This window comes from Burkholderia sp. MR1-5-21 (assembly GCF_053427715.1).
Genome location: NZ_JBSAXD010000004.1, coordinates 96,118 through 121,238, shown reverse-complemented (window position 1 = coordinate 121,238; position 25,121 = coordinate 96,118). Strand labels below are relative to the sequence as shown.

Annotated in this window: 21 protein-coding genes; 18 read left to right on the top strand and 3 right to left on the bottom strand. The window is 68.1% G+C overall.

Annotation, left to right across the window (positions count from 1 at the left end):
- The first annotated feature begins 145 nt into the window (after positions 1-145).
- The 5 genes from ACV229_RS07165 to ACV229_RS07145 all read left to right on the top strand — a co-directional run bounded on the left by ACV229_RS07165 (position 146) and on the right by ACV229_RS07145 (position 6,980).
- Positions 146-1,300, top strand: coding sequence for an ABC transporter ATP-binding protein (locus ACV229_RS07165; RefSeq protein ID WP_448082420.1), 1,155 nt, complete (start codon positions 146-148; stop codon positions 1,298-1,300).
- A gap of 9 nt (positions 1,301-1,309) precedes the next feature.
- Positions 1,310-3,310, top strand: a complete 2,001-nt coding sequence (locus tag ACV229_RS07160) for a beta-galactosidase (RefSeq protein ID WP_448082419.1) — start codon at positions 1,310-1,312, stop codon at positions 3,308-3,310.
- 312 nt (positions 3,311-3,622) lie between these two features.
- On the top strand, positions 3,623-4,882 hold the full coding sequence (locus ACV229_RS07155) for an ABC transporter substrate-binding protein (protein WP_448082418.1): 1,260 nt from the start codon (positions 3,623-3,625) through the stop codon (positions 4,880-4,882).
- Between the two features lie 351 nt (positions 4,883-5,233).
- A complete protein-coding gene (locus ACV229_RS07150) occupies positions 5,234-6,115 on the top strand; it encodes a carbohydrate ABC transporter permease (protein WP_448082689.1) in 882 nt (293 codons plus the stop codon).
- Between the two features lie 13 nt (positions 6,116-6,128).
- Complete coding sequence (locus ACV229_RS07145; protein ID WP_448082417.1) at positions 6,129-6,980, top strand: carbohydrate ABC transporter permease; 852 nt, start codon at positions 6,129-6,131, stop codon at positions 6,978-6,980.
- A 94-nt stretch (positions 6,981-7,074) separates the two neighbouring features.
- Here ACV229_RS07145 and ACV229_RS07140 read toward each other — a convergent pair whose 3' ends face one another.
- Positions 7,075-8,643: a nitronate monooxygenase gene (locus tag ACV229_RS07140; protein ID WP_448082416.1), complete on the bottom strand. Its 1,569-nt coding sequence runs from the start codon at positions 8,641-8,643 to the stop codon at positions 7,075-7,077.
- A 453-nt stretch (positions 8,644-9,096) separates the two neighbouring features.
- Here ACV229_RS07140 and ACV229_RS07135 point away from each other — a divergent pair, with 453 nt between their 5' ends.
- From ACV229_RS07135 to arsH, 5 genes are all read left to right on the top strand, one after another.
- Complete coding sequence (locus ACV229_RS07135; protein WP_448082415.1) at positions 9,097-9,438, top strand: ArsR/SmtB family transcription factor; 342 nt, start codon at positions 9,097-9,099, stop codon at positions 9,436-9,438.
- A 124-nt stretch (positions 9,439-9,562) separates the two neighbouring features.
- Positions 9,563-10,057 (top strand): arsenate reductase ArsC, encoded by a 495-nt coding sequence (locus ACV229_RS07130; RefSeq protein WP_448082414.1) that lies wholly within the window; start codon positions 9,563-9,565, stop codon positions 10,055-10,057.
- A gap of 63 nt (positions 10,058-10,120) precedes the next feature.
- The gene (arsB, locus tag ACV229_RS07125; RefSeq protein WP_448082413.1) at positions 10,121-11,191 is read left to right on the top strand and encodes an ACR3 family arsenite efflux transporter; all 1,071 of its coding nucleotides are present in this window, start codon (positions 10,121-10,123) and stop codon (positions 11,189-11,191) included.
- A 19-nt stretch (positions 11,192-11,210) separates the two neighbouring features.
- Complete coding sequence (locus tag ACV229_RS07120) at positions 11,211-11,354, top strand: hypothetical protein (RefSeq protein WP_448082412.1); 144 nt, start codon at positions 11,211-11,213, stop codon at positions 11,352-11,354.
- Positions 11,347-12,069 carry an arsenical resistance protein ArsH gene (gene arsH, locus ACV229_RS07115; protein ID WP_448082411.1) on the top strand — a complete coding sequence of 241 codons (723 nt, stop codon included), beginning with the start codon at positions 11,347-11,349 and terminating at the stop codon, positions 12,067-12,069. Before ACV229_RS07120 ends, arsH begins: the two co-directional genes overlap by 8 nt.
- A gap of 159 nt (positions 12,070-12,228) precedes the next feature.
- Here the strand turns inward: arsH and glcC are convergent, their stop codons facing one another.
- Positions 12,229-12,999, bottom strand: a complete 771-nt coding sequence (gene glcC / locus ACV229_RS07110) for a transcriptional regulator GlcC (protein WP_448082410.1) — start codon at positions 12,997-12,999, stop codon at positions 12,229-12,231.
- Between the two features lie 217 nt (positions 13,000-13,216).
- Between glcC and glcD the strand changes: the two genes are divergently transcribed.
- From glcD to ACV229_RS07070, 8 genes are all read left to right on the top strand, one after another.
- Positions 13,217-14,716, top strand: a complete 1,500-nt coding sequence (gene glcD / locus ACV229_RS07105; protein ID WP_448082409.1) for a glycolate oxidase subunit GlcD — start codon at positions 13,217-13,219, stop codon at positions 14,714-14,716.
- Complete coding sequence (gene glcE / locus ACV229_RS07100; protein WP_448082408.1) at positions 14,716-15,804, top strand: glycolate oxidase subunit GlcE; 1,089 nt, start codon at positions 14,716-14,718, stop codon at positions 15,802-15,804. The genes glcD and glcE overlap by 1 nt, the downstream gene beginning before the upstream one ends.
- Positions 15,805-15,828: 24 nt before the next feature.
- Entirely contained in the window at positions 15,829-17,058 is a 1,230-nt protein-coding gene (gene glcF / locus ACV229_RS07095; protein WP_448082407.1) for a glycolate oxidase subunit GlcF, read from the top strand.
- A 25-nt stretch (positions 17,059-17,083) separates the two neighbouring features.
- Positions 17,084-17,488, top strand: a complete 405-nt coding sequence (locus ACV229_RS07090; protein ID WP_448082406.1) for a GlcG/HbpS family heme-binding protein — start codon at positions 17,084-17,086, stop codon at positions 17,486-17,488.
- A 37-nt stretch (positions 17,489-17,525) separates the two neighbouring features.
- Positions 17,526-19,712 (top strand): malate synthase G, encoded by a 2,187-nt coding sequence (locus tag ACV229_RS07085; protein ID WP_448082405.1) that lies wholly within the window; start codon positions 17,526-17,528, stop codon positions 19,710-19,712.
- 668 nt (positions 19,713-20,380) lie between these two features.
- Entirely contained in the window at positions 20,381-21,937 is a 1,557-nt protein-coding gene (locus ACV229_RS07080) for a sensor domain-containing diguanylate cyclase (RefSeq protein WP_448082404.1), read from the top strand.
- Between the two features lie 147 nt (positions 21,938-22,084).
- Positions 22,085-23,467: a cache domain-containing protein gene (locus tag ACV229_RS07075; protein ID WP_448082403.1), complete on the top strand. Its 1,383-nt coding sequence runs from the start codon at positions 22,085-22,087 to the stop codon at positions 23,465-23,467.
- Positions 23,468-23,507: 40 nt separating this feature from the next.
- The gene (locus tag ACV229_RS07070) at positions 23,508-24,155 is read left to right on the top strand and encodes a response regulator (protein WP_448082402.1); all 648 of its coding nucleotides are present in this window, start codon (positions 23,508-23,510) and stop codon (positions 24,153-24,155) included.
- A 155-nt stretch (positions 24,156-24,310) separates the two neighbouring features.
- Here the strand turns inward: ACV229_RS07070 and ACV229_RS07065 are convergent, their stop codons facing one another.
- Positions 24,311-24,907, bottom strand: coding sequence for an MlaC/ttg2D family ABC transporter substrate-binding protein (locus ACV229_RS07065; protein ID WP_448082401.1), 597 nt, complete (start codon positions 24,905-24,907; stop codon positions 24,311-24,313).
- Between the last annotated feature and the right edge of the window lie 214 nt (positions 24,908-25,121).

Below are 25,121 nucleotides of genomic sequence, written 5' to 3'. Positions count from 1 at the left end.
CCAAGGCCTGTTCGCGCTGACAACGGGCCCTGACCGCCCGGCCAACGGGCGCGATGCAGCCGCGATCGCATTCGCCTATTTTTTTGACTGCGATGCTTAAGCGCTTAATCCAGCGCACGGCGCATTAGAACATGGAGTGGAGACGATGGCGAGCATCTCATTGCGAGGCGTGCAGAAAGCCTACGGCGATCACGCCCCGGTCATTCGCGACGTCGATCTGGAGATCGGCGCGCACGAGTTCTGCGTGTTTCTCGGGCCGTCGGGATGCGGCAAGTCGACGCTGCTGCGGCTGATCGCGGGGCTCGAGGATCCGAGTGCGGGCGAGCTGCTGATCGATGGCCGCCGCGTCGACGACGTGCCGGCCGCCGAGCGCGGCGTCGCGATGGTGTTCCAGAGCTATGCGCTGTTTCCGCACATGACGGTGTACGAGAACATGGCGTTCGGCCTCAAGCTCGCGCGCGTGCCGAAACCCGAGATCGACAGGAAGGTGCGCGACGCCGCGCGCGTGCTGCAGCTCGACGCGCTGCTCGAGCGCAAGCCGAAGGCGCTGTCGGGCGGCCAGCGGCAACGCGTCGCGATCGGCCGCGCGATCGTGCGCGAGCCGGGCGTGTTCCTGTTCGACGAGCCGCTGTCGAATCTCGACGCCGCGCTGCGCGGCCAGACCCGCATCGAGATCGCCCGGCTGCACCGGCAGTTCGAGCGCGCGAGCGTCGTCTACGTGACGCACGACCAGACCGAGGCGATGACGCTCGCCGACAAGATCGTGCTGCTGCACGCGGGCGCGGACACTGCGCGGCACGGCAGCATCGCGCAGGTCGGCGCGCCGCTCGACCTCTACCACCGCCCGGCGAGCCGCTTCGTCGCCGGCTTCATCGGTTCCCCGCGGATGAACTTTCTGCCCGCCGTCGTCACGGCCTGCGGCGCGCGCAGCGCGACCGTCACCGTCGCGCACTCCGGCGAAACGTTCGCCGTGCCGCGCGACGGCTCGGCGCTGCGCGCGGGCGACGCCGTCACGCTCGGCATCCGCCCCGAACACCTGACGCTCGCGAGCGTCGATGCCGTCCACGACGGCGCGACGACGCTCGTGCGCGACGTTGCGCTGCTCGAACGCCTCGGCGAGCAGACCTGCGTGCACGTCGACACGGCCGATGGCGCGCCCTGCATCGCGAAGGTGCCCGGCGACGCGCGGCTGCACGCAGGCGACCGCGTGCGCTTCCATGCACCGGCCGCGGCGTGGCATCTGTTCACCGAAGACGGCCGCGCACTGCCCGCGCCGGCCGACGTTCCCCATTACGCATAAGGATCGCGCATGCGCGTCGGCGTCTGTTACTACCCGGAACACTGGCCGGAATCGATGTGGGCGGACGACGCCCGCCGCATGAAAGCGCTCGGCATCGAGCAGGTGCGGATCGCCGAGTTCGCGTGGAGCCGCATCGAGCCTTCGCCCGGCGAATACGATTGGGGCTGGCTCGACCGCGCAGTCGACGTGCTCGGCGCGGCGGGCCTCGAGATCGTGATGTGCACGCCGACCGCGACGCCGCCGAAATGGCTCGTCGACCGCCATCCCGACATCCTCGCGATCGGCGCCGACGGCCGGCCGCGCGCGTTCGGCTCGCGCCGCCACTACGACTTCTCGTCGCCGGTCTATCACGAAGCGTCGCGCCGCATCTGCGCGGCCGTCGCCGATCGCTACGGCCGCCATCCGGCCGTCCGCTACTGGCAGACCGACAACGAGCTCGGCTGCCACCTGACCGTCGTCAGCTATTCGCCGGCCGCCGTGGCCTCCTTCCGCACGTGGCTCAACGCGCGCTACGGCACGATCGACGCGCTGAACCGCGCATGGGGCACCGTGTTCTGGAGCATGGAGTACCGCCACTTCGACGAGATCGACGCGCCCGTCGGCACCGTGACCGAGGCCCATCCGTCGCATCGCCTCGACTACCGGCGCTTCGCGTCGGACGAGGTCGCGCGCTATCACCGGATGCAGGCCGACGTGATCCGCGCGCACTCGCCGGGCCGGCCCGTCGCGCACAATTTCATGCAGCTCTTTACCGAATTCGATCATTACGAGGTGGCGCGCGACCTCGACGTCGCCACATGGGACAGCTATCCGCTCGGCGCGCTAGAGGAGCAATGGTTCGCGCCCGACGTGAAGGCGCGCTGGCTGCGCACCGGGCATCCGGATTTCGCGTCGTTCAATCACGACCTGTACCGCGGCATGTCCAAGCTGCCGTTCTGGGTGATGGAGCAGCAGCCGGGGCCCGTCAACTGGGCGCAGTGGAACCCCGCGCCGCTGCCCGGCATGGTGCGCCTCTGGAGCTGGGAAGCGTTCGCGCACGGGGCGGGCTGCGTATCGTACTTCCGCTGGCGGCAGGCGCCGTTCGCGCAGGAGCAGATGCATGCGGGCCTCAATACGCCCGACAACCGCCTTGACGCGGGCGGCCGCGAAGCCGAACGGGTCGCGCGGGAGATCGCCGCGCTGCGCGACGCCGGCGCGGACGCGGACCCGGATGGCGCGGTGCGCGCGTCCGTCGCGCTGGTCTTCGACTACGAGGCGAAATGGCTGTTCGAGGTCCAGCCGCAAGGCGCGGACTTCCACTACCCGCGCTTCGCGTTCGAGTACTACTCGGCGCTGCGCTCGCTCGGCTTCGACGTCGACGTGATCCCGGCCGACGCGCCGCTCGACGGCTACCGGCTGATCGTCGTGCCGCCGCTGCCGGTCGTGCCGGACGATTTCGCGGCGCGGCTCGCGGCGTCGGGCGCACACGTCGTACTCGGGCCGCGCACAGGCTCGAAGACTCGCGACCTGCAGATTCCGCCGACGCTGCCGCCGGGCCCGCTCGCGTCGATCCTGCCGGTCCGCGTGTGGCGCGTCGAGTCGCTGCGGCCGAACGTGACCGAGCGGATCGACGGCATGCTGCGCGACAGCGCGGCGTTCGCGGGCGACGCGCGCCACTGGCGCGATCTCGTCGAATTCGCGGACGACGCGCAGATTGCCGTACAGGCACGCTTCGCCGACGGCCATCCGGCCGCCTTCTCGCACGGGCCGCTGCACTACTGGGCTGCGCTGTTCGACGATGCGACGACCGCGCGCCTGTTCGCCGATGTCGCCGACGACGCGGGCCTCGCGCCGGCGCCGCTCGGCGATGGCGTGCGCATCAGCCGCCGTGGCGGCCTGACCTACGTGTTCAATTACGGCGCGACACCGCACACGATCGACTCGGTGCCGCCGTCGGACTTCGTGCTCGGCGCCGCGCAGGTCGAGCCGCAAGGCGTCGCGGCGTATCGCAGCCGCGCGCAGCAGAAGTAGCAGCAGCAGCGGTAGAAGCCGGCGCCGCACGCGGCGCCGGGTACACACAACGACAGCTTTGCATGGGATCGACCGCAAAGCATGGGACCAGAGCAAGCGCTAAAGCTCTGCATGGGACCGTGCCAAGCGCTGAAGCGCCAACACTGGTTGACCGCAAAGCATGGGACCAGAGCAAGCGCTAAAGCACCGACGCTGGTCGACCGCGAAGCATGGGACCAGAGTAGGCGCTAAAGCGCCAACTCTGGTCGACCGCGAAGCATGGGACCAGAGTAGGCGCTAAAGCGCCAACTCTGGTCGACACAGGAGACACGCATGATCCACCGCCCCCTTCGCCTCGCCGCCCGGCTCACGACGGCCGTCGCCATCGCACTCGCTTCGCTCGGCGCCGCCGCGCCGGCCAGCGCGAACACCCTGACGATCAACATCGCGTTCAAGGGCGCGAGCCAGCGCGCCGTCTGGCAATCGACGCTCGACGCGTTCCACAAGGCGCACCCCGACATCGACGTGAAGGCCACGTTCGTCGACGAGGAAGCGTACAAGGTCCAGCTCCCCGCGTGGCTCACGACCGTCTCGCCCGACATCGTGAACTGGCATGCAGGCGAGCGGATGGCGTACTACGCGAAGCGCGGGCTGTTCGAGGACCTGAGCGGCGATTGGGCGAAGAACGGCTGGGGCGCGACGTACGCGTCGACACGCGACGCCTCGTCGTACAACGGCAAGCAGTACGCGGCGCCGACCGTCTACTACTCGTGGGGCCTGTTCTACCGCAAGGACCTGTTCCGCAAGGTCGGCATCGCCGACGAGCCGAAAACCTGGGACCAGTTCCTCGACGCATGCCGCAAGCTGAAGGCGGCCGGCATCACGCCGATCGCAGTCGGCGGCCGCGACGCGTGGACGCTCGCCGGCTGGTTCGACTATCTCGACCTCCGCCTGAACGGCAACGCGTTCCACCAGCAACTGATGGCGGGCGACGTCGCGTATACCGACCCGCGCGTGAAGAAGGTCTACGCCGCATGGAAATCGCTGATCGACGCGGGCTACTTCATCGACAATTCGCTGTCCTACGATCTCGACGCCGCGCAGCCGTTCGTGTTCCAGGGCAAGGCGGCGATGATGCTGATGGGCACCTTCATCGCAGCGGGCTTTCCGCAGAACGTGAAGCCGCAAATCGGCTACTTCCAGTTCCCGGTCATCGATCCCAAGGTGCCGACCGCCGAGGAAGGACCGGTCGAATCGCTGCACATTCCGGCGAAAGCAAAGAACAAGGCCGATGCGCGCGCGTTCCTCACGTTCGTGCAGACACCCGAGATGGGCGCGAAGCTCGCGGAAGGCCTCGGCTCGCTGTCGGCAAATAGCAAATCGCCGGAGCCAGCCGATCCGATCTCGCGCATCGGCTTCCGGATCCTCGCCGACACGAAGGGCGGCGTCGCGCAGTTCTACGACCGCGACATGACGAAGGAAATGGCCGACGAGGGGATGAAGGGGATGCAGCAGTTCGTGGCGGACCCCGCGCAGCTCGACAGCGTGCTCGCGCAGCTCGAACAGACTCGCAAGCGGATCTACAAGAAGTGACCGGAGCGGCGGCCACGCGCCGCCGCTGCCTCAGCCTCAGCCTCAGCCTCAGCCTCAGTCGTAGTCGTAGTCGCAGTCGCAGTCGCAGTCGCAGTCGCAGCCTCAGTCGTAGTCGCAGCCTCAGTCGCAGCCTCAGTCGCAGCCTCAGTCGCAGTCGCAGTCGCAGTCGCAGTCGCAATCGCAATCGCAGTCGCAATCGCAATCGCAATCGCAATCGCAATCGCAGTCGCAATCGCAATCGCAATCGCAATCGCAATCGACGCCGGAATCGTACTGCAGCCGTTCAGGAGCCTAGCCGTGTCCAGCCAGATCACGCCCAGACAGTTCGACGCGCCGCCCGCCGGCCCCGCGATGCCACGGCGCGGCGCGGCCGCTGCGTCGCTCGCCGCGCGGCGGCAGCGGCGCGCCGCGTGGCTCTTTCTCACCCCCGCGTGCGCGATGGTCGCCGTCTACGTGATCTGGCCGATCCTGTCGACGTTGTGGCTGAGCCTCTGCAACTGGGATGGCATGACCGAGCGGACCTTCGTCGGCGTCGCGAACTACGTCGAACTGCTGCACGCGCCGACGTTCTACACGGCACTGAAGAACAACGTGATCTGGCTCGCGCTCTTCATGCTCGCGCCACCCTTCGGTCTCGCGCTCGCGCTGTACCTGAACCAGTCGGTCGGCGGCATCCGGCTCGTCAAATCGCTGTTCTTCGCGCCGTTCGTGCTGTCCGGCGTCGTCGTCGGGCTGATCTTCTCGTGGTTCTACGATCCGACCTTCGGCCTCCTCGCGCTGCTTGCCGGGCACGGCATCCCGGTGCTCGGCGACGCGCGCTATGCGACGTTCGGCATCGTGTTCGCCGCGCTCTGGCCGCAAACCGCGTACTGCATGATCCTCTACCTGACGGGCCTGACGACGCTCGATCCGGAACAGATCGAGGCCGCGCGGATGGAAGGCGCGCACGGCTTCGCGCTGCTGCGGCACGTGGTGCTGCCGCAGTTGCGGCCGACCACCTTCATGGCGATCGTCGTCACGGTGATCGGCGCGTTGCGCAGCTTCGACCTGATCTCGGTGATGACGGGCGGCGGCCCGTTCGAAAGTTCGACCGTGCTCGCGTATTACATGTACGACCAGGCGATCAAGTACTACCGGCTCGGCTATTCGGCGGCGATCGCGGCCGTGCTGTTCGCGATCATGCTCGTGTACATCGTGTTCCAGTTGCGCCGCATGCTGCGTAACGAACGTTGACCGGAGAGGCCTCATGTTTCCGACACCCGTCGCCCAATGGAAGCCCGTTTCGCGCCGCCTCTACAAGCTGTCGCTGCCGGTCGCGCTGGTCATCTGGCTGCTGCCGATGATCGCGGTGTTCGTCACGTCGGTGCGCTCGACCGAGGAGCTCGTCGAAGGCCATTACTGGGGCTGGCCGCAGCGCTTCTCGATGATCGAGAACTATCGCGACGCGTTGACGACGTCGCCGATGCTGCATTACTTCTGGAACAGCGTGCAGATCACCGTGCCGTCGGTGCTCGGCTCGATCGCGCTCGCGGCAATGGCGGGCTTCGCGCTCGCGACCTACCGGTTCCGCGGCAACGCCGCGCTGTTCGGCACGTTCGTCGCCGGCAACTTCGTACCGGTGCAGGTGCTGATGATCCCGGTGCGCGACCTGTCGCTCAGGCTCGGCGTGTTCAATACCGTCGAAGCGCTGATCCTGTTCCACGTCGCGTTCCAGACCGGCTTCTGCACGCTGTTCCTGCGCAATTTCATCAAGCAGCTTCCGTTCGAGCTGATCGAGGCGGCGCGCATCGAGGGCGCGGGCGAATGGACCGTGTTCTGGCGGATCGTGCTGCCGCTGATCCGGCCCGCGCTCGCGGCGCTCGCGATCCTCGTGTTCACGTTCGTGTGGAACGACTACTTCTGGGCGCTGTGCCTCACGCAGGGCGACGAAGCCGCACCGATCACCGCGGGCGTCGCCGCGCTCAAGGGGCAGTGGACGACGTCGTGGAACCTCGTGTCGGCCGGCTCGATCCTCGCCGCGCTGCCATCGGTCGCGATGTTCTTCGCGATGCAGAAACATTTCGTCGCGGGGCTCACGTTCGGCGCGACGAAAGGCTGAGCGGGCGGCGCCCGCACCAACGGTTCCAGTCCTCATCGAGAGGTTGCCCGCTTGCGCGGGCTTTTTTTCGTCGACTCGTGCGTGAGCGGCCCCGCTACGCGCCGCCGGGCTTCTCGCCGGGTCCGGCCGCGCGTAGCCGCGCATCGACGTGCCCGATGTTCTTCTCATGCGACACGAGCATCAGCGTCAGCGCGTGATGGATGTCGGGCTGGTCGAGCGTCGGCAGCAGCGCCTGCAGCTTGCGCACGACCCAGCGCTGGCCGCGATTCAGGAACGCCATCCGTTCGGCCAGATCGTCGATCGCCATCGCCTTTTCGTAGAACGCGCCGGTGGCGCGCGTCGGTGTCGCGTTCAGCGACCGGATTGCATCGACGAGCACCGCGCACCAGTGCGCCTCGTCGTGGCGGATGTCCGCCATCAGCTTGCGGAGTTCCGGGTCGTGAATCTCGGCGACCGTCTCCGATGCGACGCGCGCGCCGGCACGTTCCGCTTCCAGCAGTTCGTCGAGCACGGCCAGCAGCGCGGCGCGGTGTTCGTCCGCCGGTTCGTGCACCGGTCCATCCGCCGATTCATCCGCCGGTCCTTGCGCCGGTCCTTGCGCCGGTCGGTGCCCCCCGGCCGCACCCGTTTGCCGGCTCTGCGCATCGTTCTCCAGAATCGCCGCTGCGTCGGCGACGATGCGGCGCAATACGTCGCCCGCGCTCGCGATTTCGCCGATCCGGCCGGCCCCCGTCCCCGCATACAGCGCCATCGCCTCGAAATCGCCGGTCATCGACCGCAGCGGCGAATCCGTGCTGAACAGATAGATCGGGCGGCCTTCCTCGTCGCCGATCACGATCCGCGCGGCGCCGAACGGATCGCCGCGCTCGCCGCGCGTCACGCTCGACGGCAGCACGCGCACCTTCGCGCCGCGCGGCCAGTTGATGTGGAAGATGTCGGTCAGCAGCGTGTCGCCATCGCGCGCGTCGACGATGCGCTGCTTGTGGTACGCATGCGCGAACGATTCGTGAGTCGCGAGGAACGCGGTGCCCATCACCGCGCCCTGCGCGCCAAGCGCCATCGCGGCCGCGACGCCGGCGCCGTCGACGATCCCGCCCGCCGCGAGCACCGGCACGCGCGTCGCGCCGATCACGTCGGGCAGCAACGCGGACAGCGGCCGGTCGCCGTGCACGTGGCCGCCGGCTTCGACGCCCTGGACGATCAGCGCCTGCGCGCCGGCTGCCTCCGCCGCGCGCGCGTCGTCGAGCGAGCCGACCTGGTGGACGACCCGCACGCCCGCGTCGCGCAGCCGCCTCACGACGGCCGGCACGACGTCCCAGAACAGCGCGACGACGGGCACGCCGAGTTCGATGCAGGTGTCGAGCTGCGCGTCGAGCAGATCGGGCGGGGTCGATGCGGGAATCAGGTTGACGCCGAACGGACGGCCGGTCGCTGCGCGCACCCGCTGCACTTCACGCCGGATCAGCGCGGTCGGCTCGCGAACCATGCCGAGAAAGCCGAACCCGCCGGCCACGGTCACGGCGCTCACGAGCTCCGCGCGGGCGACGCCGCCCATGCCCGCCAGCATGATCGGCCAGGTGCAGCCGAGCAGATCGCAGACGGGGCGGTGCAGGGTTCGGACGGCGCGGGCATCGGGCCCGTCGCCACTCGTCGGAATCGACATGCGGCGTCCTCCTTTCAGGATCGGCGGCGCGTCAGGCGGGCCGGCAAAAACGCGCGCACCGCGACGGGTGGGCGGGCGGGACACGCACACGACGCGCGCCGGGAATGACGGGCCAGACATCTAAATAGATCACATTGTGACATATCGTGCTGACGGAGGCCGTCGTGAAAGTGGTGTGGTTGATGTACATCAGACCGGGCAGGAACCCCATTCAGCCATCCGCCGCGATCCCTGTGTTCGCACCCACGCCGCCATGCAGTCCGGACAACGACAACGCTGCGTCACACGATAGAACAATCAGGTTTCACTTTGCCGAACCCCGATCGATTCGCTGAATTTCTCGCCGCAAACGGGGCAAAACGGGGCGGCCGCCGGCGGCAAAGCGATCGGCTCGTCGTCCGCCCACGATTCAGGCGTCTTTGCATTCTTCGACATTTCGACTATTATCGAAACATGGAAACGAACACTGTCGTACGCGCGCTTGGCGCGCTGGCTCAGGAATCCCGGCTGGCCATATTCCGGCTTCTCGTCGAAGCGGGCCCCAGCGGTCTGCCTGCGGGGCAAATCGCGGAGCACCTCGGCATTCCACCATCGTCGCTGTCCTTTCACATGAAAGAACTGACTTACGCGAACCTCGTCACGGTCGAGCAGCGTGGGCGCTACATGATCTATTCCGCCAACTATGCAGCCATGAACGATCTGCTGGGCTACTTGACCGAAAACTGCTGCGGCGGTAATCCGTGCACGCCCGTCGGCGGCGGCAGTTGCAAGCCCTCGGCGGAAACGGCGTCGTGACACGCCTGCCCGTCCGTCTCCCCGTCGAAGTACCGGGCGCCGGCATCCGGCTTCATTCGGCACCGTTCTCGCACCGGAAATCCGCGCGCGTCATCGGGCAACCATAAAACCAGATCCATCGCACATGACCACGAATGTACTGATCCTCTGCACCCACAACTCGGCACGCAGCGTGCTGTCGGAAGGGATGCTCAATCATTGGGCCGCGAAGCTCGGCAAGGACGTGCGCGCGTACAGCGCCGGCAGCGCGCCGAGCGGCCGGCTCAATCCGTTCGCGCTGGAAGCGCTGACGGGCGCAGGCATCGACGTCAGCGGCTACCGCAGCAAGAGCTGGGACGAGTTCGTCGGCGACGGCGCGCCTGAAATGCGCATCGTCATCACGGTGTGCGACAGCGCGGCGTCGGAGACGTGCCCGTACTGGCCGGGCAGCCCGGTCAAAGTGCACTGGGGCTACGCCGATCCGTCGAACGCGTTGGGCGGCGACGATGGCAAGCGACTCGCGTTCGAGTTCACGCGGCAGGCGATCGGCTATCGCATGCTGCAGTTGCTGGCGCTGCCCCTCGATCGCATGAGCAATGCCGAACTCCAGGCGGCGTTGACCGACATTTCGCAAAACTGATCATTCGCATGCCGGCCTGCCGAATCCGGGTGCCGCCTGCATCTTCGAGACTGAACCTGTCCAATGAACACGTCCGATGTCGCCCCACCGGGAAAGGCCGTCGCAAAGCCTGCCATCAACTTCTTCGAACGCTACCTGACCGTCTGGGTGGCGCTATGCATCGTCGCCGGCATTGCGCTCGGCCAGGCACTGCCCGGCCTGTTCCAGCAGATCGGCCGGATGGAATACGCGCAGGTCAACTTGCCCGTCGGGCTGCTGATCTGGGTGATGATCATCCCGATGCTCGTCAAGGTCGACTTCGGCGCATTGCATGAAGTCCGTCAGCACGTCAAAGGCATCGGCGTCACGCTCGTCGTGAACTGGCTCGTCAAGCCGTTCTCGATGGCGTTTCTCGGCTGGCTGTTCATCAAGCACCTGTTCGCGCCGATGCTGCCCGCGGCGCAGCTCGACAGCTACATCGCCGGCCTGATCCTGCTGGCCGCCGCACCGTGCACGGCGATGGTGTTCGTCTGGAGCCGGCTGACGGGCGGCGATCCGCTGTTCACGCTGTCGCAGGTCGCGTTGAACGACAGCATCATGGTGATTGCGTTCGCGCCACTCGTCGGCCTGTTGCTGGGTATTTCCGCGATCACGGTGCCGTGGGCGACGCTGCTCACATCGGTCGTGCTCTACATCGTCATTCCGGTGATCCTCGCGCAGATCTGGCGCAAGCTGCTGCTGTCGAAAGGACAGGCGGCATTCGATGCCGCGATGGCGAAGATCGGCCCGTGGTCCATCACCGCGCTGCTGGCGACGCTGGTGCTGCTGTTTGCGTTCCAGGGCGAAGCGATCCTGAAGCAACCGCTGGTGATCGCGCTGCTCGCGGTGCCGATCCTGATCCAGGTGTTCTTCAACTCGGCGCTCGCGTACTGGCTCAACCGCGCGGTCGGCGAGAAGCACAACGTCGCCTGCCCGTCGGCACTCATCGGCGCATCCAACTTCTTCGAGCTGGCGGTCGCGGCCGCGATCAGCCTGTTCGGCTTCAATTCCGGCGCGGCACTGGCAACCGTCGTCGGCGTGCTGATCGAGGTGCCGGTGATGCTGCTCGTGGTGCGCATCGTCAACCAGTCCAAAGGCTGGTACGAGCGGGCTTGAGAAACGACAAGGACAAACCATGACCGACATCACGTTCCATCACGCCCCGGATTGCCGGACGGCGCGCCACGCGCGGGCGACATTCCGCGACTCGGACATCGAAGCGAACGCCGTGCGCGATCCCGACATGCCGCAGGATGACGCGGAGGACAAGCATGCCTGACCGCCTGACCGACCTGCCGCAACTCGACGCCACGCTGTTTCGCGTGCCGGACGCCAGCCAGTTGCGGGCAGCGTCGCCGTCGACCCATCCGCCCCGGTTCCTGCTCCTTTACGGGTCGCTGCGCGAGCGTTCGTTCAGCCGCCTGCTGATCGAGGAAGCGGCGCGGCTTCTCACGGCCATGGGTGCCGAGGTGCGCGTATTCAATCCGAGTGGCTTGCCGCTGCCCGACGATGCGCCGGAAAGCCACCCGAAGGTCGTCGAACTGCGCGAACTCGTGCAATGGTCGGAAGGGATGGTGTGGTGCTCGCCGGAGCGGCACGGCGCGATGACCGGGATCATGAAGTCGCAGATCGACTGGATTCCGCTTTCGGTCGGCGCAGTGCGCCCGACTCAGGGCAAAACGCTCGCCGTCATGCAGGTCAGCGGCGGCTCGCAGTCGTTCAACGCCGTGAACCAGATGCGCGTGCTCGGGCGCTGGATGCGCATGCTGACCATCCCGAACCAGTCGTCGGTCGCGAAGGCGTTCATGGAATTCGACGAAGCCGGCCGGATGAAGCCGTCCGCGTATTTCGATCGCGTCGTGGACGTGATGGAGGAGCTGGTCAAGTTCACGTTGCTGACGCGAGACATCGGCCCCTATCTGGTCGATCGGTATAGCGAACGAAAGGAAAGCGCCGACGCACTGTCGAAGCGCGTGAATCAGACCGATATCTGAAGCACCGGAGATCTGCCGCCGCGATGGCGACCAAGCGCCTGAGCGAGGGCGACGCCTTGCGGCTCGCCTTCGACGAGGGCACGGCTGAATCGCGTCACGACCAGGCTGGTGCGCGGCCCGATCGTCGATTACGTCACTAGCCGACGCGCTACCCGCCTCTCACGTCCACCCTTCGAGCCTGAGCGTCGAGCGCACGAGCCGCTGCTCCTCCTCTTCGATCTCCCGCAAATACTCGACGCACTGGCGGATATGTTCGCTCGCCGCCTTGCGCGCCTGCTCGGGCAAGCGCCCGGTCACCGCGTTGAAGAGCCGCGCATGCTGGCGGTCGATCTGCTTCTTCAGCGGCTCGCGGTGATACAGGTTGTTCACCGACGCGAACACGGAGCTGAGCAGCAGGTCGGTCAGCGACTGCAGCGTGTTGACGAGCACCGGATTGTGCGACGCCTCGCAGATCGCCAGATGAAACGCGTGATCGAGCTTCGCGCGCGCGGCCGGATCGAGATCCTGCGCGTCGGCCGCAACCATCTCGTCATAGCGGCGCGTGATCAGGATGAAATCGGCCGGCGTGCCGCGCAGCGCCGCGAGCCGCGCGGCCTCCGCCTCGAGCATCCCGCGCACCTCGAACAGGTCGTACAGCGTGCGCGGCTGCGAACCGAGCAGATGCATCATCGGCGTGATTTCCCGCTGCGGGGTCAGGCTCGCGACGAACGAACCCTTGCCGTGCGTCGTGTCGATGATGCCGCGCGCCGCAAGCAGCTTCATCCCTTCGCGCACCGCCGTTCTCGACACGCCGAGCTTCTCGGTCAGCCGCCGTTCGGACGGCAACGCCTGCCCCGCCTTCAGCACGCCGTCGACGATCAGCTTCTCGATCCGCTCGGCGACGACGTCCGCCACGCGCCGCGCGCGGCCTTCCCGATCCTGCGTTTCCATGCTGGTATGACCACTTTCCGAAGATGCCGCTGATTCTGCCACAAACCCTTGTTCCAGCTTGGTTTTGACGACCATAAAAGCGCCGTCGCAAAACCGCTCGCAAAAAACTGGTATGACCACGCATCCGAGGTCTGGACACACGTGCCGCGCCCGCCAAGAATCCGTCCTTCCGACGGACCGCGCCGAACGCGGCCGTCAGCATGGCGGAGACATCCCGATGAGTTTCATCTACGACGAACGGATCGACGGCGCGTTGCTGTCGGTCGACCGGCCCACGCTCGTCGCCGCATTGCGCGCGGCGGCGCCGGGCCTCGACGTGCTGCACGAGCGCGAAGCGCTGAAGCCGTTCGAATGCGACGGCCTCGCCGCCTACCGCACGGTGCCGCTCGCGGTCGTGTTGCCCGCGACGGTCGACGAAGTGCGCGCGGTGCTGCGCGTCGCGGCCGCGCTTGGCGTGCCGGTGGTCGCGCGCGGCGCGGGCACGGGGCTGTCGGGCGGCGCGATGCCGCTCGAGAAGGGCATCCTGCTCGTGATGGCGAAATTCAACCGGATCCTGTCGATCGATCCGGATGCCGGCATCGCGCGCGTGCAGCCCGGCGTGCGCAACCTCGCGATCTCGCAGGCCGCGGCGCCCCATGGCCTCTACTACGCGCCGGACCCGTCGTCGCAGATCGCGTGCTCGATCGGCGGCAACGTCGCGGAAAACGCGGGCGGCGTGCACTGCCTGAAATACGGCCTCACGGTGCACAACATCCTGAAGGTCGACATCCTGACGATCGACGGCGAGTTGCTGACGCTCGGCGCCGATGCGCCCGATTGCGCCGGCTTCGACCTGCTCGCGCTGTTCACGGGTTCGGAAGGCATGCTTGGCATCGTCGTCGAAGTGACGGTGAAGCTGCTGCCGAAGCCGCCGAGCGTGAAGGTGCTGATGGCGAGCTTCGACGACGTCGGCCGGGCCGGCGGCGCGGTCGCGCAGATCATCGGCGCGGGCGTGATTCCGGGCGGGCTCGAGATGATGGACAACCTCGCGATCCGCGCGGCCGAGGATTTCATCCACGCGGGCTACCCGGTCGACGCGCAGGCGATCCTGCTGTGCGAACTCGACGGCGCGGCAACCGACGTCGAAGAGGACGCCGAACGCGTGGCCGCGCTGCTGCGCGACGCGGGCGCATCGGAGATCCGCGTCGCGCGCGACGAGGCCGAGCGCCAGCGCTTCTGGGCCGGCCGCAAGAACGCGTTCCCGGCGGTCGGCCGCATCTCGCCCGACTACTACTGCATGGACGGCACGATTCCGCGCCGCGAGCTGCCACGCGTGCTCGAAGGCATCGCGGCGCTGTCGGCCGAATACGGGCTGCCGGTCGCGAACGTGTTCCACGCGGGCGACGGCAACATGCATCCGCTGATCCTGTTCGACGCGAACCGGCCCGGCGAGCTCGACCGCGCGGAGGCGCTCGGCGGCCGGATCCTCGAGCTGTGCGTCGCGGTCGGCGGCAGCATCACCGGCGAGCACGGCGTCGGCCGCGAGAAGATCAACCAGATGTGCGTGCAGTTCAACGCCGACGAGATCACGTTCTTCCACGCGGTGAAGGCCGCGTTCGATCCGCAGGGGCTGCTGAACCCCGGCAAGAACATTCCGACGCTGCACCGCTGTGCCGAATTCGGCGCGATGCACGTCCACCACGGCCAGCTGCCGTTTCCCGAACTGGAGCGTTTCTGATGCGTCGCGAACTCGAAGTATCGACGGACGACAGCGCGACATTGCTCGCCCAGGTCGAGGCCGCGCTCGGCGACCGGCAGCCGCTGCGCATCCGCGGCGGCGACACGAAGGCGCATCTCGGCCGCCCGGTCGACGCGCGCGAGATCCGTACGCTCGACGTGCGCACGCATCGCGGCATCGTCAGCTACGACCCGACCGAACTGGTCGTCACCGTACGCGCGGGCACGCCCCTCGCCGAGCTGAACGCCGCGCTCGACGCGGCCGGCCAGATGCTGCCGTGCGAGCCGCCGACGTTCGGCGGCACGGCGACCGTCGGCGGGATGTTCGCGGCGGCGCTGTCCGGCCCGCGCCGCCCGTGGGCCGGCGCGGTGCGCGACTTCGTGCTCGGCTGCCGCGTGATCACCGGCCACGCGAAGCACCTGCGCTTCGGCGGCGAGGTGATGAAGAACGTCGCGGGCTACGACGTGTCGCGGCTGCTGGCGGGCAACTTCGGCTGCCTCGGCGTCGTGACCGAGGTGTCGCTGAAGGTGCTGCCGAAGCCGCGCGCGACGCGCAACCTCGCGCTCGCACTCGATGCGGCCGACGCGCTCGCGCGCGTCGCCGCATGGCGGCGCGCGGGGCTGCCGCTCGCGGGCGCGTGCCATGCGGACGGCGTGCTGCGCGTGCGGCTCGAAGGCGGTTCCGGCTCGGTGAATGCGGCGCGCGCGACGATCGGCGGAGACGAAATGGACGGTGCGTTCTGGACGCAGCTGCGCGAATGCGCGCTGCCGTTCTTCGACGATCCGCGCCCGCTGTGGCGCCTGTCGGTGCCGGCCGCCGCGCCGCTCGACCCGGGCGCCCCGCTCCCGGGCGCGACGCTGCTCGACTGGGGTGGTGCGCAGCGCTGGCTGAAGAGCGACGCCGAACCGGCCGGCCTGCAGCGCATCGCCGCGCAATGGGGCGGCCACGCGACGTGCTTCACGCCGGACGTGACGTCAACGCCGTTCCAGCCGCTGCCGCCCGCGCTGCTGCGCGTGCACCGCGCGCTGAAGGCGCAGCTCGACCCGCACGCGATCTTCAATCCCGGGCGCCTGTACGCCGATTTCTGAGTCGACTTCTGACCTAAACAGCCGATGCAAACCAATCTCAGCGAAGCAAGCAAGGCCCTCGCGCGGGCCGACGAGGCGGAAGCGATCCTGCGCTCGTGCGTGCATTGCGGTTTCTGCAATGCGACCTGCCCGACCTACCAGGTGCTCGGCAACGAACTCGACGGCCCGCGCGGCCGCATCTACCTGATCAAGCAGATGCTCGAAGGCGAGCCCGTCGGCGACACGACGCTGCAGCACCTCGACCGCTGCCTCACCTGCCGCAACTGCGAGACGACCTGCCCGTCGGGCGTGCGCTACCACACGCTGCTCGACATCGGCCGCGCGCAAGCCGAGAAGCATGCGAAGCGCCCCGCGCGCGAGCGCCTGCTGCGCGCGGGCCTGCGACACGTCGTGCCGCGCCCGGCGACCTTCGCCGCGCTGCTGAAGGCGGCACGCGCGCTGCGCCCGCTGATGCCCGGCACGCTGCAGGGCAAGATTCCGGCCGCGGTGCCCGCGGCCGCGCCGCGTCCGCCCGCGCGTCACGCGCGGCGCGTGCTGATGCTCGAAGGCTGCGTGCAGCCGTCGCTGTCGCCGAATACCAATGCGGCGGCCGCGCGCGTGCTCGACCGGCTCGGCATCAGCGTGACGCCGGCGCCGCAGGCCGGCTGCTGCGGCGCGACCGAATACCACCTGAACGCGCACGACGCGGGCCTTGCCCGCGCACGGCGCAACATCGACGCGTGGTGGCCCGCGATCGACGCCGGCGCCGAGGCGATCGTGCTGACGGCAAGCGGCTGCGGCGCGTTCGTGAAGGAATACGGCGACCTGCTGCGCACGGACCCCGCCTATGCGGACAAGGCGCGCCGCGTCAGCGTGCTCGCGCGCGACCTCGCCGAAGTGATCGCGGCCGAGCCGCTCGATGCGCTCAATGTGCTCGAAGCGCCGGACGCGCGGCGCGTCGCGTTCCACTGCCCGTGCACGCTGCAGCATGCGCAGCGGCTCGGCGGCGCCGTCGAACGCATTCTCACGCGGCTCGGCTTCGATCTGACGAATGTCGCCGACGCGCACCTGTGCTGCGGCTCGGCCGGCACCTATTCGCTGACGCAGCCCGAGCTCGCGACGACGCTGCGCGACAACAAGCTCGACGCGCTCGAAGCGGCGCGGCCGGACCTGATTGTCACCGCGAACATCGGCTGCCAGACTCATCTGAATGGCGCGGGCCGCACGCCCGTGCGTCACTGGATCGAGCTCGTCGACACGCCCCACGTCACCTGACCCTACTGATTCCGGAGAACCCGCCATGCAGACCAAACCCGCACTCGACCGCGCCGACGCAGAGCGCATGCTCGCCGCCGCCCGCGCGGAAGCCGAACGCCACGGCTGGGCCGTGACGATCGTCGTCGTCGACGACGGCGGCCACCCGCTTGCGCTCTCACGCCTCGACGGCGCATCGCCCGCAAGCGCGTACATCGCGCAGGAAAAGGCCCGCGCCGCCGCGCTCGGCCGGCGCGAAACGAAAGCGTATGAGGATATGATCAACGGTGGCCGCACCGCCTTCCTGAGCGTGCCGGTTTCGGGCCTGCTCGAAGGCGGCGTGCCGGTGATCGCCGGCGGCCAGATTGCGGGCGCGATCGGCGTGTCTGGCGTAAAGTCGGAGCAGGACGCGCAGATCGCCCGCGCCGGCATACAAAGCGTCGCGGCCTGATCCGCGCGCGCCCCATCTTTCCCCGGGAGGATTCACGATGATCGACCAAGACGGACTGCAAGTCGCGCCAGCGCTGAGCCAGTTCATCGAAAACGAAGCGCTGCCGGGCACCGGCATCGACAAGGCCGCGTTCTGGCGCGGCTTCTCGGCCCTGGTGCACGACCTCGCGCCGCGCAACCGCGAACTGCTCGCGGAACGCGACCGCCTGCAACAGGAACTCGACGCGTGGCACCGCGCGCACCCCGGCCCGGTGCGCGACCTTGCCGCCTACCGCGCCAACTACCGCGCGTTCCTCGAACAGATCGGCTATCTGGCGCCCGCGCCCGCGACCGTTGCAGCCGCCACCGCGAACGTCGACAGCGAGATCGCCGAGCAGGCCGGCCCGCAGCTCGTCGTGCCGCTGTCGAATGCGCGCTACGCGCTGAACGCCGCGAACGCACGCTGGGGCAGCCTGTACGACGCGCTGTACGGCACCGACGCGCTGCCCGAAGACAACGGCGCCGAACGCACGGCGACCTACAACCCGACGCGCGGCCAGCACGTGATCGACTATGCGCGCGGCGTGCTCGACAACGCGGCGCCGCTCGCGCGCGGCTCGCACCGCGACGCGCTGCGCTACCGCGTACAGGACGGCCAGCTTGCCGTCGACACGAACGCGGGCGTCACCGCGCTCGCGCAGCCCGCGCAGTTCGCCGGCTACCAGGGCGCGGCCGACGCGCCGTCCGCGATCCTGCTGAAGCACAACGGCCTGCACATCGAGATCCAGATCGACGCGTCGACGCCGATCGGCCGCGCCGATCTCGCGAACGTGAAGGACGTCGTGCTCGAAGCGGCGGTCAGCACGATCATCGACTGCGAGGATTCGGTCGCGGCGGTCGACGCCGACGACAAGGTGCAGCTCTACCGCAACTGGCTGGGCCTGATGCAGGGCACGCTCGTCGAAGAAATGTCGAAGGGCGGCAAGACCTTCACGCGCCGCCTGAATGCCGACCGCGACTACACGACGCCCGCCGGCGGCACGCTGACGCTGCACGGCCGCTCGCTGCTGTTCATCCGCAACGTCGGCCACCTGATGACGAACGGCGCGGTGCTCGACCGCGACGGCAACGAGGTGCCGGAAGGCATCCTCGACGGCGTCGTCACGACGCTGTGCGCGCTTCACGACCTGAAGTCGAAGCGCAACTCGCGCACGGGCTCGATCTACATCGTGAAGCCGAAGATGCACGGCCCGGCCGAAGTCGCGTTCTCCGACACGCTGTTCGCGCGCGTCGAGGATCTGTACGGACTGCCGCGCAACACGCTGAAGATGGGCATCATGGACGAGGAGCGCCGCACCAGCGTGAACCTGTCCGCGTGCATCGCGGCGACCGCAGCGCGCGTCGCGTTCATCAACACGGGCTTCCTCGACCGCACCGGCGACGAGATGCATTCGTCGATGGAAGCGGGCCCGATGATCCGCAAGGGCGACATGAAGACGTCCGAGTGGATCACCGCGTACGAGCGCAACAACGTGCTCGCCGGCCTCGCCGCGGGCCTGCGCGGCCGCGCGCAGATCGGCAAGGGCATGTGGGCGATGCCCGACCTGATGCACGCGATGCTCGAGCAGAAGATCGCGCATCCGCGCGCCGGCGCGAACACCGCGTGGGTGCCGTCGCCGACCGCGGCGACGCTGCATGCGCTGCACTATCACCTCGTCGACGTGCAGGCCGTCCAGCAGGAACTCGAGAAGATCGCGTACGCGAGCGAGCGCGACGCGCTGCTCGAACGGCTGCTGACGATCCCGGTCGTCGAGCGCGCCGAATGGAGCGAGGAGGAGATCCTGCGCGAGGTCGAGAACAATGCGCAGGGGATCCTCGGCTACGTCGTGCGCTGGGTCGAACAGGGCGTCGGCTGCTCGAAGGTGCCCGACGTCAACAACGTCGGCCTGATGGAAGACCGCGCGACGCTGCGCATCTCGAGCCAGCACATCGCGAACTGGCTGCGCCACGGCGTGGTCACCGAGGACTTCGTGCTCGGCGTGTTCAAGCGGATGGCGCGCGTCGTCGACCAGCAGAACGCCGGCGACGCGAACTATCGGCCGATGGCGCCCGACTTCGATTCGTCGTACGCATTCAAGGCCGCGTGTGCGCTGACGCTGCAGGGCACCGCGCAGCCGAGCGGCTATACCGAGCCACTGCTGCACCAGTTCCGGCTCGCGTTCAAGGCCCGCCAGCGCGCCGGCTGACCGGCACCGGCGCAGGCGGGTTCGCCCCCGCCTGTGTCCGTGTCGGTCCGTGCGCGTCTGAGTCGATACGGGCGGCCATAATGGCCGCCCTTTTTATATCCGCCAGGTATGACGATTGCTGTCGATTGCGCCCGGTTGATCCCGATTGATCCCGATAATCAGTGCGTGCCGAAAGATACGGGTTCGCATCCGGTTTATCCCTGACTCGCCACGGCGAACGACTGTTCGATTCAATCGACCGACGCGTCGGAATATCGTCGACGTATCCCCGAAAACGCTTACAGGGCAAGGCTCGATTCGATATTCGCGTTCGTTGGAATCAAACGTAATTTGATTCGCCGTAACGATTCTCAACATTTATCGCTTCCGCAAGTGCGCGCGTTATACTGCGTCCGATGCGCGCGCGCGAATCGAATCGCGTCCGGAATCGTGTCCGATGCCAGCGGTGATTACGCGATTTTCATCTGTGCGCGCTGCCGATTATCAGCGGATATTTCTCCGTCACTGGAGGGGACAACCAACAGGATGACTTCGGCGCCCGCCGCGGGCCTGCCCGTCATCCGGCATGAACGGCCGTACCGGATCGCCGCCAATATCGTCATACGAACAATCGCATCGACCCGCTGCGCCCTTCGCGTGGTGCGGCGATGCCCACCGATCTTTGGACCATGGCAGAAACCGACTACGCAGCGTCCAGCGAGCCCGGCCTGACGAGCCGCGCTGCCGCTCACCTGCGCCGGCTGTTCGCTCCCCACCTGATCTTCTATTCAGCACTGCTGATCGCGCTTGTCCTGCTGATGCTGTGCGGGATCCTGCTCTACCAGGGCCGTATCGACGCGCGCGAGCGCGCTCGCACGACGCTGCAGAACCTCGCACTGATGGCCGCGTGGGACATCGAGCGCAACATCGAGATCTATTCGCTGTCGCTGCAGGCCGTCGTCGAGGGCGAAAACCAGCCCGACGTGGCCAAGCTGCCGATGCGGCTGCGCCGCCAGGTGCTGTTCGACCGCGCGACGACCGCGCGCTATCTCGGCGGCATCTACGTGATGGACGAGAACGGCAACATCACGGTCGACGGTGCGACCGACGTGCCGCGCAAGGGCAATTTCAGCACCCGGAAGTACTTCACCGTGCATCGCGACCGTCCGGACGTCGGCCTGTACATCAGCGATCCTTACTTCTCCAAGCTGCGCGACGGCTCGCCGAGCGTCGCGCTCAGCCGCCGCATCTCGCGGCCCGACGGCTCGTTCGGCGGCGTCGCCGTGATGTCGATCCGGCTCGAATATTTCCATGACCTGTTCGGGCGCCTTGCGCTCGGCGAGCGCGGCTCGATGTCGCTGATCGAGACGAACGGGCTGATGCTGATGCGCCAGCCGTACGATCCGGCGATCATCGGCCGGGACATCAGCAAGGCGAGCACGTTCAAGCGCTTCATGGCCGCCAGCGAAGGCAGCTTCTCCGACACCGCGTCGATCGACGGCGTGCGGCGCCTGTACGTGTTCCGGCACCTCGATCACCTGCCGCTCATCATCATGGTCGCCGAGGCCGAATCGAACATCTACGCGGCCTGGTACGACCGCGCGATCCCGGTCGGCTCGGCGATGGCACTCCTCACGCTCGGCTTCCTCGCGCTGTCGATGCTGCTCGACGTGCAGCTGCGCAAGCGCCACCGCGCGGAAACCGAACTGCAGGCGCTCGCGCGCACCGACGGCCTCACGGGCCTCGACAACCGCCGCATGCTCGACGACACGCTCGAGCGCGAATGGCGCCGCGCCGCGCGCTCGCAGCATGCGCTGTCGCTGCTGTTCGTCGACGTCGACCACTTCAAGCGCTACAACGACACGCAAGGGCACCAGGCGGGCGACGATGCGCTCGCGGCGGTCGGACGCTGTCTCGCCGGGTGCCTGCGCCGCCCGGCCGATTACGCGGCGCGCTACGGCGGCGAGGAGTTCGTCGTGATCCTGCCGGACGTCGGCCCGGACGGCGCGCTGGCGATCGCCGAGACGATCCGCACGAGCATCCACGAGCTCGGGATCAAGCACGCCGCGAGCGAATTCGGCCGGCTGACCGCCAGCATCGGCGTGACGACCTGCTTCCCCGAATGGGACGGCGGCGTCCAGGCCGCGCTGAAAGTTGCCGACGAAGCGCTGTACCGCGCGAAGGCGAACGGCAGGAACAAGGTGGTCGTGCAGGCCGACACGCGTTTCGCGCGCCGGCTCGCCTGACGGCGCGCACGACGGGCGCGCCGCCCCCACCGCCGCGCGCCCGCAAAATCGCCGACAATACCGGCTCGCAGCGCGGCCGCGCTGCGCATGCGGCACCGGTCGCCGGCGTCCTGGCCCGGATCTGCCGCTTGGCCGGTCCCTACCGTCATGAAACTCAAGGCAAAGATCTTCCTTCTGGCCATCGTGCCGTTTCTCCTCGCGATCGCCGGCATCGGCATCGGAGTGCGCCAGCAGGCGACGGCGCTCGCGCGCACGCAGCACGCGACGATCGAGGCCGCGTACCTGTCGAGCAAGGAAGTCGAGCTCAAGCATTACGTCGAACTCGCGACGAGCGCGATCATGCCGCTTTACGAAGCGAGCGGCCGCAACGGGCGCGACGACGCGCTGCTGCACACGCAGGCGCTCGCGGTGCTGCAGAAAATGGATTTCGGCCCCGACGGCTACTTCTTCGTCTACGACCTGCACGGCAACGCGCTGATGCATCCGCGCGAGCCCGAGCGGGTCGGCCACAACTTCTGGTCGATGCGCGACGCGCAAGGCGGCCTGACGATCCAGCAGCTGATCGCCGCCGCGTCGCACGGTGGCGGCTACGTGCGCTACATCTGGCAGCGCCCGTCGACGGGGCGCCCGGCGCCGAAGCTCGGCTATGTCGTCGCACTCGAGCGCTGGGGCTGGATGATCGGCACCGGCATCTATCTCGACGACGTCGACAACGCATTGCAGCGCGTCGACGCGCGCGCGTCGGCGAACATCGAGCGCACGATGAGCTGGCTCACCGCGATCGCGCTGGCGGGCGCGGCGGCGATCGCCGTTTGCGCGCTGGTGCTGAACGTCAGCGAATCGCGCAGCGCGGATGCGAAGCTCAAGCAGCTCGCGCAGCGCGTCGTCGAATCGCAGGAACAGGAACGCGCGCGGCTGTCGCGCGAGCTGCACGATGGGATCAGCCAGATGATGGTGTCCGCGAAGCTGATGCTCGAATCGGCGCTCGCGCGCTTCGAGCGCGGCGCGACGCGCGTGCCGGCGGCCGAGCAGGCGCTCGCGTCCGGCGTCGTGCGGCTCGGCGACACGCTGCGTGAAGTGCGGCGCATCTCGCACGCGCTGCGTCCGTCGATGCTCGACGATCTCGGCCTCGCGGCCGCGCTCGACCAGCTCGTGCGCGAACTCGGCACGGAGAGCGGCATCGACATCGGCTACACGCAGGTCGCGCACAGCGGCACGCAGCCGCTGCCCGCCGCCGTCAACACCGCGCTGTTCCGGATCGCGCAGGAAGCGCTCAGCAACATCGTGCATCACGCACATGCGTCACGCGCCGCCGTCACGCTCGACCTCGGCGCGCATGCAGTCACGCTGACCATCGCCGACAACGGCTGCGGCTTCGACGCCGAACGCTCGCAGGCCGACGCACGCCGCGGCATCGGCCTGCGCAACATGCGCGAACGCCTCGACGCGCTCGGCGGCACGCTGTCGATCACATCGCAGGTCGGCCACACCGTGGTGGCCGCACGCGTGCCGCTGACATCGCCGGCGTGAGCGCGCGCCGCCCTCGAATCATCCAGGAGACCCTTCGCCCATGAGCGCCCCTGACAACACCTTCCAGCCCGTCGCCCGCCTGCTGCTCGTCGACGACCACCCGCTCGTGCGCGACGGGCTGCGGATGCGGCTCGAAGCCGCGGACCTGTCGGTCGTCGGCGAAGCCGGCAATGCCGACGAGGCGCTCGCGCTCGCCGAGACGCTCGAGCCCGATCTCGCGCTGATGGACGTCGGCATGAACGGGATGAACGGCATCGCGCTCGCGGGCATCTTCCACGAACGCCATCCCGGGATCCGCGTGCTGATGCTGTCGATGCACGACAACGTCGAATACGTGACACAGGCCGTGCGCGCGGGCGCGAGCGGCTACCTGCTGAAGGATTCGCCGGCGAGCGAGATCGTCCGCGCGATCGGCGCGGTGCTCGCGGGCCACACGTTCTTCAGCGAAGGCCTCGCCGCGCGGATGATCCACGCGCACGCGACGGCGTCGCCGCTCGATCGCCTGACGCCGCGCGAACGCGACATCCTCGACACGCTCGCGCAAGGCCTGTCGAGCAAGCAGATCGCGCAGCAGACGGGGCTGTCGGTGCGCACGGTCGAAACGCACCGGCTCAACCTGAAGCGCAAGCTCGACATCGACGGGCAGGCCGAGCTGATCAAGTTCGCGGTCGAGCATCGGCGGAGGTGAGGGGGAGAGCTGGCATGAATCGGGCCGCGCGATGGAAGAAGCGGCGCAGCGTGAATTGCCGCTCGGCGCATCGAACCTTCGCCACGAAGCCCCAAAACGAAGAAGGGCGCGAATCTCGCGCCCTTCGTGCCCTTCATCCCGCGTCAATGCGCGGCTCAGTTCGTCCGCGCGTTGTGCTTCTGCAGGAACGCGATCAGCCCGTCGATGCCACCCGACGCGAGCTGGGTCTTGAACTGGCCCTGGTAGACCTGGATCAGCCACGCGCCCGACATGTCGATGTCGTAGATCTTCCAGTCGTTGCCGACCTTGCCGAGCCGGTAGCCGACCGACTGGCTGTCGCCCGGTGTCGTCACCGTCGACTGCACGAGCGCATCCGTGCCCGACGCGCTGCCCGCCTTGAACGAGAACTTCGCGTCCTGGCTGCCGAGCTGCGCGAGCGATGCGGCATAGGTGCGCGTCATCAGCAGCTTGAACTGCTTGTACAGCTCCTGCTGCTGTTGCGGGCTCGCCTGCTTCCACGCGTCGCCGACGGCGATGCGGGTCGTGCGCTCGAAATTCGTCGCCGGCAGGAAGCGCTGCTCGACGACCTGCGTGACCTTGGCCATGTCGCCGGCACGCGCGGCAGGATCCGCCTTCATCGCAGTGACGGTGCCCTCGACCGCATTGCGGACGATATCGACCGGCGCGCTTTGCGCGAACGCGGAAATCGACACGGTGGCGGCAGCGAGGAAAGCAAACAGATGACGTTTCATACGGATATCGCACTCGGTAGGGAAAGACGGCCGGCGCGGCACGCCGCCCGGTCGACGGAAGTATAGCGGGCCTGACGCCCGGCTGCCGTGCGGTGACCGACTGTTACCTTTGGCGCGCGATTGTCACAGCCCGCGCCTGCGGCGACGCCAATTCATGTAAGCACACACTTATATCAACGTCCGCCGCCCTGCGAGGCCCGCCGCGCCGGCCTGA

What these genes read in the sequence shown, in the direction of transcription:
- arsB (WP_448082413.1), top strand. Translation starts at nt 10,121, where the DNA reads ATGAACACGTCCGATGTCGCCCCACCGGGAAAGGCCGTCGCAAAGCCT.
- ACV229_RS07120 (WP_448082412.1), top strand. Translation starts at nt 11,211, where the DNA reads ATGACCGACATCACGTTCCATCACGCCCCGGATTGCCGGACGGCGCGC.
- ACV229_RS07140 (WP_448082416.1), bottom strand. Translation starts at nt 8,643, where the DNA reads ATGTCGATTCCGACGAGTGGCGACGGGCCCGATGCCCGCGCCGTCCGA.
- ACV229_RS07080 (WP_448082404.1), top strand. Translation starts at nt 20,381, where the DNA reads ATGGCAGAAACCGACTACGCAGCGTCCAGCGAGCCCGGCCTGACGAGC.
- glcE (WP_448082408.1), top strand. Translation starts at nt 14,716, where the DNA reads ATGCGTCGCGAACTCGAAGTATCGACGGACGACAGCGCGACATTGCTC.
- glcC (WP_448082410.1), bottom strand. Translation starts at nt 12,999, where the DNA reads ATGGAAACGCAGGATCGGGAAGGCCGCGCGCGGCGCGTGGCGGACGTC.
- glcD (WP_448082409.1), top strand. Translation starts at nt 13,217, where the DNA reads ATGAGTTTCATCTACGACGAACGGATCGACGGCGCGTTGCTGTCGGTC.
- ACV229_RS07090 (WP_448082406.1), top strand. Translation starts at nt 17,084, where the DNA reads ATGCAGACCAAACCCGCACTCGACCGCGCCGACGCAGAGCGCATGCTC.
- ACV229_RS07075 (WP_448082403.1), top strand. Translation starts at nt 22,085, where the DNA reads ATGAAACTCAAGGCAAAGATCTTCCTTCTGGCCATCGTGCCGTTTCTC.
- glcF (WP_448082407.1), top strand. Translation starts at nt 15,829, where the DNA reads ATGCAAACCAATCTCAGCGAAGCAAGCAAGGCCCTCGCGCGGGCCGAC.
- ACV229_RS07065 (WP_448082401.1), bottom strand. Translation starts at nt 24,907, where the DNA reads ATGAAACGTCATCTGTTTGCTTTCCTCGCTGCCGCCACCGTGTCGATT.
- ACV229_RS07130 (WP_448082414.1), top strand. Translation starts at nt 9,563, where the DNA reads ATGACCACGAATGTACTGATCCTCTGCACCCACAACTCGGCACGCAGC.
- ACV229_RS07160 (WP_448082419.1), top strand. Translation starts at nt 1,310, where the DNA reads ATGCGCGTCGGCGTCTGTTACTACCCGGAACACTGGCCGGAATCGATG.
- ACV229_RS07165 (WP_448082420.1), top strand. Translation starts at nt 146, where the DNA reads ATGGCGAGCATCTCATTGCGAGGCGTGCAGAAAGCCTACGGCGATCAC.
- ACV229_RS07085 (WP_448082405.1), top strand. Translation starts at nt 17,526, where the DNA reads ATGATCGACCAAGACGGACTGCAAGTCGCGCCAGCGCTGAGCCAGTTC.
- ACV229_RS07135 (WP_448082415.1), top strand. Translation starts at nt 9,097, where the DNA reads ATGGAAACGAACACTGTCGTACGCGCGCTTGGCGCGCTGGCTCAGGAA.
- ACV229_RS07070 (WP_448082402.1), top strand. Translation starts at nt 23,508, where the DNA reads ATGAGCGCCCCTGACAACACCTTCCAGCCCGTCGCCCGCCTGCTGCTC.
- ACV229_RS07145 (WP_448082417.1), top strand. Translation starts at nt 6,129, where the DNA reads ATGTTTCCGACACCCGTCGCCCAATGGAAGCCCGTTTCGCGCCGCCTC.
- arsH (WP_448082411.1), top strand. Translation starts at nt 11,347, where the DNA reads ATGCCTGACCGCCTGACCGACCTGCCGCAACTCGACGCCACGCTGTTT.
- ACV229_RS07155 (WP_448082418.1), top strand. Translation starts at nt 3,623, where the DNA reads ATGATCCACCGCCCCCTTCGCCTCGCCGCCCGGCTCACGACGGCCGTC.
- ACV229_RS07150 (WP_448082689.1), top strand. Translation starts at nt 5,234, where the DNA reads ATGCCACGGCGCGGCGCGGCCGCTGCGTCGCTCGCCGCGCGGCGGCAG.